General features: G+C 49.9%; 4 protein-coding genes. All 4 read right to left on the reverse strand.

Features of this window, described 5'->3' with window-relative positions:
- Positions 1 to 101: 101 nt before the first annotated feature.
- Genes NL510_RS04900 through NL510_RS04915 form a run of 4 tightly spaced genes read right to left on the reverse strand, consistent with a single transcriptional unit; the run spans position 102 to position 13,844 of the window.
- Positions 102 to 8,507: a two-partner secretion domain-containing protein gene (locus NL510_RS04900; protein ID WP_253382080.1), complete on the reverse strand. Its 8,406-nt coding sequence runs from the start codon at positions 8,505 to 8,507 to the stop codon at positions 102 to 104.
- Between the two features lie 10 nt (positions 8,508 to 8,517).
- Complete coding sequence (locus tag NL510_RS04905; RefSeq protein WP_253382082.1) at positions 8,518 to 10,251, reverse strand: ShlB/FhaC/HecB family hemolysin secretion/activation protein; 1,734 nt, start codon at positions 10,249 to 10,251, stop codon at positions 8,518 to 8,520.
- A gap of 18 nt (positions 10,252 to 10,269) precedes the next feature.
- Positions 10,270 to 11,274: a fimbrial protein gene (locus NL510_RS04910; protein ID WP_253382084.1), complete on the reverse strand. Its 1,005-nt coding sequence runs from the start codon at positions 11,272 to 11,274 to the stop codon at positions 10,270 to 10,272.
- Positions 11,271 to 13,844 (reverse strand): fimbria/pilus outer membrane usher protein, encoded by a 2,574-nt coding sequence (locus tag NL510_RS04915; protein WP_253382086.1) that lies wholly within the window; start codon positions 13,842 to 13,844, stop codon positions 11,271 to 11,273. Before NL510_RS04915 ends, NL510_RS04910 begins: the two co-directional genes overlap by 4 nt.
- Positions 13,845 to 13,873 lie beyond the last annotated feature (29 nt).

Genomic DNA, 13,873 nt, shown 5'->3' on the forward strand with positions numbered 1-13,873 from the left:
TTCGCGGGTTAACTCGCTAAAAAAGAGGGGGCTGACATCGTCAGCCCCCTCTTGTTTTACGGCGTTATTCCCCGCCCTTTTACGCGGCGGGGTGACGCGGTCTAACTTAACTGCTCGTCGTCGAAGGAGATCTGCACTTGCGCATAGAAATCAACGGGCGTTTCTTGCAGCAGGGGAAGCCATTGCTTCGACTGAGAACGGGTGCCTGTTGAACTCATATCACCGTCCCAGGTTTTATGCTCCGGGGTCGGCGGCATATCCATACCGGTTTTGCCTGTGGAAGATCCTGGAGACAGTGATGGGGTGTCTCCACTGGTGTTGCTGGATGGTGCTACGCCATTAGTTTGATCGCCGTTCCACACCTTATGTTTTGGTGTTGGTGGAGTATCGAAACTTGGTTTCGCTGTGGCAGAGCCTGGCGATAACGTTGGATAATTGGTATTCGGCACTGCCCATTTCTTCGCTGGCTGCGGTTTGCTTGCGCCGCCGTCAGCCGGGATAGTGCTGCTATCATCCGTGGTGTCGCTTTTCTTACCGTCAGTTCTGTCAGATGGCTGATCGGCGTCCGGGGTTTTCGCGTCATCCGCTGCCGGGGTATCTGTATCCGGTGTTTTTGCGTCATCTCCTTCTCCGGCATGCGTATCAGTATCCGGCTTTTTGGTCTCACCTTCTGCAGGTGTATCCGTGTCCGGCTTTTTCGCATCATCTTCTGCAGGCGTATCCGCATCCGGTTTTTTCGCATCATCCGCTGCAGGCGTCTCAGCGTCCGGGGTTTTCGCATCATCTTCTGCAGGCGTATCCGCATCCGGTTTTTTCGCATCATCCGCAGCAGGCGTGACAGCATCCGGCTTTTTCGCATCATCCGCAGCAGGCGTATCAGCGTCCGGCTTTTTCGTATTATCCTTAGCAGGCGTTACCGCATCCGGTTTTTTCGTATTATCCGTAGCAGGGGTGTCAGCATCCGGTTTTTTCGACGGCGTATCCGTATGCGGTTTTTTGTTATTACCCGGCGTCGGCGTGTCGAGATCATAGCTGCCTTTTTTGCCGAAGCCCGAAGGTGCGGCCATGGTAAAGGAGATATTATTACCCGCTTCCCTGCGATCTTCTGTCACCTCAGACATTGCATTGCTGTCAGTATTAATATTTCCGTTCGTTTTCCCCTTTTGTGAAAGATTGCCGGCATCAATGGTGGATTTTTGCGTTTCGCCATACTGAATTTCATCAACGGTATCAACATAGAGGTTGAAGGTCGGTTTACCGACATTCTTACCTGATTTACCGCCAATACCGGCGCCAGCGCCGCCGTAAATACCGTCTTTATCGATATAGTCTTTCTTCTCGGTGGCGTTGATATCGCCATCAACGGAAATGTCTCCTGTTTTATCTTTCGAAACCAGATGCGAACCATCAAGATTGAGATCGCCGCCGGTTTTCGCATTCAGCTCTTTATTGGTGGTTATGCCAGACTGTTGAGATGTTGTGGCGGAATCATAATGTTCCGAACCGCCGCCGCCGCCGCCTGCAATGGTTGGCAAAATTTCGCCCTTGGTATTAATACCAATACCCACGGAGCCGCCCCAGTTTTGTCTGCTGGCATCGGTGTGTACTTCGTCCTGAACGGAGGAAATGGAGAGATCGCCTGCGATATCTAAGTTAGCCGTATCAGCAGTAATGTTTCCGCCCGTCATCGTCATATCACCACCTGAGTTGATGTTAACGTCGTTGGCGTTAATTTCACTGTTGGTGAACGATTTACTCTTCCCGGAGCTCTGTTCGTTGCTTCCGTTGTAGTCGAAAGATACCCCTGCACTCGCTCCCTGACGGTCTACGCTGCCGCCCATGGAAAGACCAGCGTGTTGAGACGAGCCGGACGTCGAGTATTCGCTGCTCGATTGTGCAGCATTAATATTGACGTCACCTCCGGCATTAATATCAACGCTTTCGGCATTCATATCGACGCCGTTGAGCGTGGTATCTTTCTTCGAGTTGAACGATATTTTCCCACCGCTGTTAATATGGGTAATGTTCTCAGATTTAGAGGACGATGAGGTAGATGACTTGTGCATATCCATGCCGATAGAGACCGAGCCGCTAGCCAAATCGTTAAACACCAGATTACTGACATCCCCAGCGGCTTGCGCAATGGTCCCCGCGACGTTGAGCTCCTGGCCATCCTGGGCTTTGGCGATCAAATTGCCTGCTTTGTCCATCGAGTCAAGGACGGTACTGGAGGCTTCTCCTTTAATGCCAATAAATTGATCTTCATGAGTTGTTGTTTCCTTCACCTCATCTTCATATTTTGTACTGGCGATGGTGTCGGCCGAAATCGACAAATCTCCGCCAGTATTGAGATCCGCACCACCAATATCCACGGTGTTATCAGCTTCAATTGAGGCTGATTTTTCAAAATTGAGCGATGCGTTTTTATTGGTCTTGGTCTGTGTATTTGTTGTATCGGTGATGGTTTCCATACCCAGACGGAAACCGGCGGTATCATCAATAGCGGCACGACCCGGGCGACGACCATTGGAAGAGGCTTCCTGTTCTGAGCCGCCGCTGGTGTAATCGCCGGAAGAGGTGGAGCTTGATTTACCGTCAAGGCTGCTGTGCTCCGCCTCGGCACCATATCCGAAGGCATCTGCGTGGGCACCGGCAACAAACTCGCGCGAAGTAACGGTTGTTTCAGTCTCAGAGAGATCCTCTGAGGTTTTAATATCAACATTGTTGCCCGCCGAGATATCCCCTGTTTCAGCGGTATAACTCCCGCCTTCCATGACGACATCGTTGCTTGCATCGATCGTGAGCTTGCCGCCTGCTGAAACATTTGACCCGATGGCTTCCGCGGTTGTTGTTTTGGTATCAGTGGTACGATAGCTTCCCGCGCCCTTGATATCGGTATCAATTGTTCTTGACGCGTCCATCTCATGCAGGTCATTGAAGGTGACATCGCCATCCGTCGCTTTGAGCGTAATATCTTCACCGGCGGTGATATCTGACGCATTAGAGGTAATGGATTTGGCCTTCATGGAAATAGAGCCGCCCGCAGAGACGCCATCGTCGAAGGCATGGATCTTCTGCGAGCCATCTTCATCACGACCGACGCTGGCCGTCATGGTGATATCGCCATTTTCAGCCGTCATCTCAATATCACCGTCGGCCTTGATGGACGCACCTTCATTGTTGATGTTTCCGTCGGTGGAGGTCATGCTCATATTCCCGCCCGCAGAGATACCGGAATTCATCCCATTGCTGGTATTGGTGATATCCCCATCGGAGACCAGGGTCATGTCACCGCCGGAATGCAGGGAGCCGTTGGCGTTATTTATCGCGTCGGCATCAACGTTCATGTTGTTGCCTGCATTGATTGCCGCTGTACCGCTGCTGACGTCGCCGGTTTCAATTTGCTTGAGGGTTTCCGGGCAAAGATAAACAACCGGTACGAGGACGTCGACGCCATTAATGTTCTGGCTCACGAACCAGACGATATCCTGGTCCAGGTTTGCTTTTTGTTCTTCGGTCAGTGGCTCTCCGACCACCAGACCTAACTCTTCGTCGCCGGACGCGACGCCCGCGTTGTCCATTAACGACTGGACCAGATCATCACCTTCCAGACCGTCACGGACGGCAAAGAAACTACCCACGGAACTGGTGACTTCGCGACGAATCAGTTCTGAAACGAAATAGTTATCGCCGATCACCACGTACGTGGCTGATGTATCGTTGTTACCCGCACTGCCATCAGGTGTTGACGGGGTTTCTTTATCATCAATTTGATCAAACCAATAGTCTGCGCCAGAGTAGTCGTTCTGGTTGATCATGTCCGGGCGTGTTTCAAAGATAGGCACAATATGGTTGGCCGGGCCATCGTATTCCAGGCCATTTTTTTCGGCTTCTGCGGCTTTTTTGAAGTCATCAGAAAGCTCAAACATGCCCGGAATAGAGACCATATCTTTAATCGTTGGCAGTGGACTGATGCCCATGGACAGTTCATCAATGGTTTTGGTGTTGACCTTAACATCATACCCGGCGATAACGGTATCGCCGCTATAGTCGCCGACATCAACATCGGTCACGGTAGCATTAGACTTAATCACTCCGGCTTCTGCGATGCCGTTATTAATCGTACCGCCATTTTGAGTAAAATTATGCCCGGCAGTTATTTCGCCTTTCTCAAGGGGAACAAAGTAGATTTTGTTATCTTTTAAGGCGGCATTGTTGCTACCAATGGTGGAACTCCAGGTGTTACATAGCTTACTAAAACTCTGGGTCTGCCAGGTTTCCCCGAAGATCTTACTCATGGTGCTTTTCAGCTGCGTGGAGCTGTTGGCGGCATTCACCAGGCTGAGATATAAGCGTTCTTTATCGGCATCGTTGTTGCCACTTTTTGAGGCCGCCGAACCATTGCCGAACAGGAAATTAAAATATTGATATAGAGTATCGAATTTCCAGATGGTGGTATGATCTTTGGCCACGCGCCAGTTAAATTCAACCGTAATCTTGTTAGACAATGGCTGGGTCAGGAAATCAAACAGAGATTCTGATGTATAGGTCGGAGAGTTGTAGATATTCCCGGTGACAGTAATATCTTTACCCGCCTGAATGAGTCCTCCGATATTGTTGACGTCGTGAGTGTCGTAAATATCACGCTGGTTGATATTGATATTTCCACCGGCACTCATCTCGGCCAGCCTGTCCAGGGCAATGTCTGAAGCTAAAACCGGGATATAGATTGTGGTATCAACGGTTATTTTTTTCGTTACATTGTCGATGGTTTTATAGGTACCGTTTGCTTTTTGGGTTTGCGTTTGGGTGATCTCACCTCCGGTATAGGTACTTTCATTTTTAATGGTTACCGCATCGAGATTAATATCTTTCTCAGCACGCACAATACCGGCATAGTTCCAGATCTCTTTCGCAATGATTGAGATATCACCCATACTGAGAACGTTACCCAGCATCATGTTGGTGAATTTCCCCGTGCGGGCTTCCAGGTTCATATCCCCCATTGTCCACAACAAGGTGTTTTCATTGTTGGTAATGTTGGCCGCGTTAACGTTCAGATCGCCGCCGGTGACGATGGAGACGTTATTGACGAATTCGCCTTTCGCGTTGACGTTAAAGTCGCCAATGGCTTCAACGTTCGTATTGTTAGTGAAATCACCCTGAGTGGTGATGTCGACGGCCTGACCGGCACGGATGTCGCTGTTGGTGTTCTCCAGGTAAACGCTGTCAACAATATCAAGGGCCAGCGTGTACGCCGACTCGAGGATACCGTTGGTGTTATCCAGATGGTCCAGCGCCATTTTCAGACTGTTTTCCGCGCTGATACTGCCACTGTTGGTGTTGTTAAGGCTCTTGCTGGTAAGCGATATGTCAGTACCGCCGATGAGCGCTGAACCGCTATTGTTGATGACACCGTTGCTGACGTTCAGCGTCGTTTTGTTGTTGCCGACCAGCACCGCACCGTCGCCGTTATTGATCGCTTTGCTAACGTTGAGGGTCAGATCGCTGTCGGCAGAGACAATAACGGCCTGATGATCGTTATTCACGGTATCTGCATTAATGATGACATCACCGTTCGCCACAATCGTCGAAACAGCCTGGCCACCACCGGCGGATGGGCCAAAGCCTGTGTTGTTGAGCGTATCTGTGCTGATACGAACCTGGCCTTCCTGAGCCTGAATGACGCTCGCATCGGCGTTGGTGACGACGCCAATTGCTTCAAGAACGGTATTCATCCCCGACGTTATCACCGCGCCGCCAGTATTCAGCAGGGATTCGATATCCTTGATCGTCAAATTACCCAACGCCATCAGCACATGGTCGCTGCCCTGGTTAATCAGGTTCTTGATGTTACTTATGATCAGGTCGGTACCCGCCTGGATCACCCCTTCATTTTTTAGCGTGGTGCCATTGGAGAAATCCATTGCTCCTTCGCTAATCATATAGGCGCTATTATTGACGGTGGTGGCGTTTTGAATATGCAGATCGCCTGCCGAAGTGATCACGGCTTCGTCTGTGTTAGTTAATGTACCTATTTTGTTCAGGCTCACTTCGCTTGCGGATTGCAGCGCCGCGCCGCCGGTGTTTTTCAGCGTGGTGATATCAGAGAGGCTAAGCCCGGTCTCACCATACAGGTTGGCGCCATTGCTGTTTGTGAGGGTGCCCAGTTTTGCCAGCGTAAGCAGGCCTTCAGACATGATCAAGGCGTTGTCGTTTTCCAGGTTATCAATGTTGGACAGCGCCAGGCTTTCCGAGGTGTAAAGCGTTCCGCCAGCGGTATTATTCAAAGTGTTAATATCATCAATCTTGATATTGTTGGCCTGGATTGTTCCTCCGCTGTTGGTCAAGGTGTCGAGGCCCGTTAAGGTTAAGTCGCCAGTGGAAAGGATCACCGCCTCGCTGGTGTTGTCCATCGTTGAAATTCCCTGGATGTCAAAAGCGCTTGCCTGGATCCATCCGCCATTTTCGTTACGTAAGCTGGCCTTATCCCCCTGAATCTGCAGGCTGCCTTCCGCCAGGATCTCGCCGTTGTGGTCGTTTATCAGCGCTTTTTGGGCTGTGAGAGCAACATCTCCCGCACTGCTAAGCTGGCCGCCGTCGTTATTGAGCGTTGCGGCCTTCGCGGCCAGCTTTTGTTTCGCGCTGATGCTACCAGTGTTGACAAGCGCAGCATCGGCGGCGGATGCATCAACGCTGACGTTGCGGCCTTCGATTTTGCCTTTATTCTTAACGGACTTGCCTTTAGCATTGAGCGTAACGTCCTGCTTATTGCTGACGATAAGACCGCTGTTGTCGACATCGCCTTCAACTTCAAGCAGAAGGGAGGCGTCGTCACCGCTTAGGGTACCGCTATTGATTAAGTCACCTGCGGTGGTGAGCTGCATCTCTCCGGCAGAAACGCCGATAATGCCGGTGTTGTTCAGCGAACTGGCATTCATCACCAGCTTTTTATCAGCAAACAGGCGGCCATTGTTTTCGAGCGATGCGACGGTGAGCTTCTGCGTGCCGGACGCATAAAGGGTGCCGTTGTTTTTCATTGAACCGGAAGAGAGGGTGATATCGCCGGTGGCATTAATCTGACCGCTGTTTTCAAAAGCATCGCTTAGGGTAAAGATCAGCGTGCCTTTTTTAGCAATCGCGACGCCGCCTTTGTTATTCATATTTTTCGCGGTGATGCTGACATCACCGCTGTCGGCAATAATTTCGGCGTCTGATATGATGGAGGCGAAAGGTACCTCAACACCGTTGTTCATCACCACAAAATCACCGTTTTTCAGGGTGACAACCCCGCCGCTAATGACGTTACCCTTATCATCCAGCGCTTTCAGCGTGCCGCTCAGGACGTAGTCACCGGCAACGTTTATCTGAATAGCGGGAACCGCCGTTTTCAGCGTACTTTCGGAAATCAGCGCTGCGGCATTTTGCAGAAGGGATGAGGCGTCAATGCGGATGGTGCCGGAGTGGGTGGTTACATCGTGGTTGATTGTCGCACCGGCGAGCGCATTAATAATAACGTTACCCTGGGCTTCAGTGCCCCCGTTGCCTGCGGTGTCTTTATTAAGCGCAATCGCCTTCCCGGCAAGCGAAATATCGTTATCACTGTGCAGCGTCGTTAATGAGATATCGCCATCGGCGCTGATTTCAATATTATTACTGGCGATAATACTGCCTGCATGGCGCACCCCGGCACCGGATTCGGTACTGATAAGCTGAATTTTTCCGGCATACATTGAGCCAAGCGCGCTTCCGTCAATCGCGACGCTGGGGGTGTTTTTATCCCCTTTACTACGAACCGTGTGGGTACGGGTATGGGGATCGTACTCATTCTGTCCCGCAAGTATTTTGAGATCGGCTGAACCCGCAATTTCGCCCTGTAGGGTCGCGCTGCGGCTCACAATATCGAAATAACTTAAGCCATCAGTAGAAATCCCTTTGCCCGTCACGCTGATATTACCTTTTTCGACGGCCAGCTTATAGGTGCCGTCGTCTTTCATTTGCACTCTACCGGTGCTGAGGGTCAGACTATTGGCGTTGAGCGTTGACGCGCCATTGACGCTGATCCCATTTTCGTTGGCAATAATAACATCGGCTTTTTTACCGAAAACTTCCATGGTGCCATTGATATAGGAGGCCTTAGCGCCGGTCACTTCACTGATAATCGCGCTGGCTTCCGACTGCAACTGGGCGTTTTTGACCGCATATCCGCCAATTTGCGTTACACCGTCGGTTTTGCTGTTGTTAAAAATCATCCCCTGTTTATCAACATCAAACTGGGTGAATTTATTATGAGAGACCCCTTTTTTATTAGGGTCGGCAATGTTGACCATCGGTACGCCGTTCGCGGCCTGGCCCATCGTTGCGCCATTACTCTGTTTTGAATCAGGCGTGATGGCCGCTTCGGCGTTGAGGGATAAAATACCGGCGAGGGATAAATATAACGGGCACAAATGCTTGTGCAACGTTTTAGCCGTTATCTTATTTTTCACATGTTTTGATTTCATCATTCATCCTTAATTAAAAATTAACATCCATTTTGTAGTAAACAACTGTATTATCTATTTCTCGATCTGACATAGTGTCGGGCTTTTTAACGGGCCAACCAGCAGTTAAAGAGGATGAGAAATAACTCCCCGTCGCTTTAATCCCAACGGCTGCACCCATCATAAATTGCGCATCGCAGGTATTAACCCCTTCCGGGCAGTTATCCTGCGCAAAGCCAAAGTCATAACCCATAAAAGGTGTCAGTTGAGAAACACCTGCAAAATGGATATCAAAGGGTAAATTCAGGGTATTTCCGACCCATGCTCCACTGTCTACCTGTAGTGCATCGTCTTTATATCCACGTACGGTAAATTCGTCTCCCAGCGTGGCTTTGGCATCGCTTGCAAGCACATCCGGTGAGTACTGGAAACCGGTATTGAGTTCATAGCTGCCGCCTAAACGACCGAACTGAAACAGAGGCCGGGTCCAGCTGACCATGCCGTTATATTTGATGTAGTTTAAATCAAAGCCTTCGAGGTCCTGATCGTCTTTCCAGGCAGCGTCAAACCAGGGAACACCGGCCATCACGCCCAGATCGCCATACAGCCAGCCGCCCATCAGCGAGCCAACGTAGGTGATACCGGAAGAGACGCTGGTGTATTTTTTTGAACTTACGTCAATTTGCTCATGCTCAAATGCGCTGTAATTGTCGCGTTTCTCCATCTTCGCCCAGAGACTGGTTTTGCCAGTTGCATTGCGGGCCAACATGCGACTTATACGCAGCGATTTACGGTCGGAATTACCTTCTGAGGCATAGTTGCCATAGCCACCGTCAATAGTCTGGTCATAGCTTGAATGATACCAGGATAGATCGAATGTCCAGTACCCGAGAGGCACACCGTAACTTAATGACCAGGCCTTCTTTTCGTCGTCGTCATTAATCAGGTTATTCCAAGAGTAATAGGCGTTAAATATATCGTTCAGACCGGCGATATTCTTAAATGTCGTGCTGCCGTAATATTGCTGCCATCCTTCTGATTTGGAGCCGGAGTTATTAATGCCTGCGGAGATTGATACCGGAAAGGAGGGTTTCACTATCAAGTTTAAATTGGACATCGCGTCGAGTTTGGACGGCTTTATCTGCAGGTTATCTTCCCCGGAAACGCGCATCAGATTTTCCACCGCCTGATCAACATCCTGCATATTCAGTACCTTGCCTTTAGCAAACGGAAATGCGCTGAAAAGACGGGTTTTCTGGCGGAAGCTGGGTTCGCTGTTATTAACTTCAAAGCCGTTAATTTTTCCCCATAACACGCGTAAGGTGAGTACCCCTTCTTTGATACTGCCAGGTTCAATACCTACCATGGTCGTTACATAGCCACGGGAAATATAAAAATCCGTCAGTTCTCTGATAACGGTAAAAATCTCTGCTTTACCCAGCTCTTTTCCCTGATAATTTTCGATGATTTCTTGACGTTGCGGTGAGGCGTTAAAGCGTTCGTCATCAAGGATAACAATTTTGTCGATTTTGAATTTTACTCCTGCCTCGGCAGGGAGAGAAAAAATACCCTCATCATCTCTTTGGGCGCGCTGCTGCTGATACTGTTTTTCGGTCCGCTTGGCCTCTTCAATTATCGCCTGATTATTCTGACGTTCGAGTCGGTCAAGCTCTTGTTTATTTTGACGTGCGGGCAGCATGTCACTTGCATAAGCTGTACTGATGAGTGGCAGCAGAACCGCCAGATATTTAACCTGTTGACGAAGCATCAATCTCTCCTTGATTATTTATTTGATGGCCATGGTGTACTGCACTGCGCCGACAATGCTTCCTGCACTAAGATCTTTTTTACGGTCTACGCTGCCAGCGACATAGATTTGTGCCTGGTATGTTTTGGTCAGCGTTGGTGAAACGGTATAAGAATAGGCATTACCCAGCTTGATGGCTGTCGAGACATAGGTGCTTGTTTTCTCGAAGAGTTTTATGGCGAAGTTACTGGCATTATCGCTGCCACTTTCAACCCCAATAACCCCGGTCCCTGCGCCAAACGGAATAGAGTTAAAAGAGTTCAGGGTTAAGGTTACATCCGTGGCTGACGGGCAGGTCATGGTGATAGTGAACTCTTTTTTATCACCCTGGGCCGTAGAGCTGTTTTCAAAATAGGAGAGGTTATAAGAACCGAGATCCACATTGTTTGTCGACGGGTAAATAGAACACGACCGGGTGACCACTTTTATCGACGTGCCGAAGTTTATCGTCATAATACGCAGTGTATCGCTGGCATTAGTGCTGGGGATAACGCTGGAACGGGCGATTTCTCCGGCGGGAATATAACTTTCTCCGTCATTAAGACCGCCGGTCTGCACGAATTCAATCAGCACCGTACTGTTCATTACGGAACATTCACTGGTACAGGTGATGCTACTGCCTGAGTTGCCAGGCACCCATACGCCAGAGCCGTTTGACGGCCATTTGATTCTGATACCGATACCGGGTATCTCCGTGGCGTAAACGTTATCAAGGGGTGAATTGATATAGTTACGGCTGTATTCTGAGTGCCACGAAGAGAGAACCCCTTCGTTACAGGTGTATTTTATATTTGGCACGTTATAGCTTTTTGACCACAGCACGGTCCCTGCGCTTCCTTTATTTGCCGGGTTTAACGTAATGTTATCCGTTATATTAACAATGGCCTCGGCAGAGTTTAGTTTACACGCTGCTGCACGTGCTCCCGTGCTGATAAACAGGGACAGTAAAATCGCTGTTACACACCATTTCAAAACCCCTTTCATTTTTTATCTCCTGAAGATAGGCAAGAGAGGCTGAGAATTGTGCTGTCATCCGCCGCCGAGGGTTGTTCCAGTGGCGTAGAGTGGTAATGGACAGTACATTGCTGCTCTTGCTTTTTTTTCTTCCATTTCAGTACAAATGTATTTTCCCCTTCCTGCAGGGAAACCATGGCCATACCTGCCTGGCCAACAATGCCGGTGTTATTCATTGCGCTGTCGTTAATTGAGGCACCAAAAGGAATATCGCCGCCGTCCGGGGTGGTAAAATGCACCAGACTTTGCTGATTTTTCTGGGTATCCATTTTGATCAGCACGGTTGCACCTGCGGTAGGCACAATCTTGCGATGAGTATCTTCGATATCCACGCTCATGGCCGTGCCTTTTGGATCCAGATAAACATCGTTGTATTTATAAGGCACCAGATAACCGACGATGCCATAGCCGTTATCTTTTATAACTGAACGTGAATCAGGGTAAATGTGTGAACCTTCTGCACCCGTTGCGTCAATAATGCCGATGGTATCGCTGATGGAAGGGGTAAAGTTAATTCCGCCCGCGTGCGCCACCATACCGCCGCTCATGCTTACTCCGCCCATGAAGGAATCAAGGGATTGGCTGTAGTTAACCCCGGTCGTGGCACTTTCTCCGGTGTAAGACAGATTCATACCGAAGTTGGTATCAGGCTGGCTGGATTCGCTGAAGTAGCCACCAAAGCCAAACTGCGAGCGTTCACCGGCAGAACCGTTGAGGGAGGTGCGGAAATTCGCTTCGTTACTGTTGTAGCTAACATTTGCCCCCAGGCGGGCCTTTTTCTCGTAGCGATGACCCAGAGGCAACGAAACGTTGAGATAGACGGTATTTTCATGGCCGCCTTCGTCATCGTTTGTCCGGCTAAATGCAATCCCCCAACTTGTGGTACCGAACTGATTGTTATAGCCCAGCGTGAAGTTGGATTTATCGTTATGCGCCAGCTGTTCGTTCCATACGTTGCCGAGGAAACCGCTGAGATAAAAACTTCCCCAGCCGGATGGCAATATCTGATTAATGTTGGCTTCCAGGCGCTCGCGGAAACGTTCTGGCTGCAGGCTATCTTCTCCTGTCTCCATCGCCTGCTTGAGGCTCACCGCGTCCGATAGCGAATAGAACCCTCTGCTTGAGTAGCGGTAGCCCACCAGGCTGAAGTTGGTTCCGGTTTCCGGGAGGTTTCGCGAAAGACTTAGCCGCAAACTCATATCGCATAATTGTCCGCAGTCGCCGGTAGCAGGCATATCGTCGAAATGGGTAAATGAACGCGTCACGTCTACCCCAAATGCCCCCAGGCGTGTGTTGATCGCAAAACCGGTCATCAGAGCGGAGTAATCCCCGTCGAACGCGCTCTGCGCACCCACGTATCCGGTAAAATTATTCATCAACCCGTACTGGAGAGTGCCTTCAATCAGATACGGATCGCTTGATAATTCGGTGTCACGAATTTCGCCTGCAGAAAATGAGTAGCGGGAATAGCCTTCTCGCAGCAGCTGTGGAACGCTGGAGTAGGGGACAGTAAAGGAGCTTTCTTTGCCATTGGTCTCTTTAACGGTAACGTCAAGATCGCCGTTATAGCCAGTGGCATAGAGATCGCTTATCGCGAACTCGCCTGGTGGAACAACCTTTTCGAAGATGGTGTTACCTGACTGCTTGATGGTCACTGTCGCATTACTGTTCGCCATGCCGCGCACCACGGGCGCATAGTTGCGTACGGAGTCCGGGAGCATGCGGTCATCGGTTGCCAGCTGCAGGCCGCGAAGGGCGGTCGTATCAAAGAAACTTCCGCTGGTATTGATATCACCGATCATCAGCTGTGATTGCAAAGGGGCGATCGCGCGCTCGGCAAATCCCTGAATATGCTGATATTTATCGCCGGAGACGTCGTTACCGAGGTTCAGGCTGTCATAGGTTGAAAAACGCCAGGCGCCAGCTGTCAGCGAGGTTAATAAGTTGCCGTAGCCGTAATTAGAGGTTTCTCCGAGGGTGCGATAGCGCGTACTTGTCGCGCTGAGCGAATAAGAGGCCGTAAGCGCAGTGACGCCGTCATCCCACAGCTCTGGACTGATAAATCCTTCTGGCGTATTGAGCAGCATCGCCTGTGGGACGGTGACATCCAGCGCCTCTTCTTCCTGGTTATAGGTGACGGTCGAGCCAGGGATTAGCTCAGGAAGGATCAGACACGATTTTGCTTTCCAGTTTTCGGGCAATTTAGCGGTATCGACGTCGAAACGGATCACCATCTCTGGCGTAATGCAAACATCAATGCCCTGAGCATTATTCGCTGCGATAACCTTAACTGTCCAGGTGTCTATTTTTTTTGAATTACTGTTAACTTCAAGCTTGTATTCTCCGGGAAGGATTTTTTCGACGCCATCAAATTGTGACAGATCGGCACCGTTATCATAATAATGCATAAAGCCGCGAGAAAAAGAAACATGAGTTTTATTTTCTGTCGCGAACAGTTCGGTGCTGTGTGCGCCGGTGCACAACAGGGTCAATAGCATTACCTGCCGCATTCCTGCGCGGCATTTTATTTTATCTAACATTTAACCTTCCTGGTCAAAAATCCCTTTAT

The organism is unidentified bacterial endosymbiont (assembly GCF_918797525.1).
Taxonomy (GTDB): domain Bacteria; phylum Pseudomonadota; class Gammaproteobacteria; order Enterobacterales; family Enterobacteriaceae; genus Enterobacter.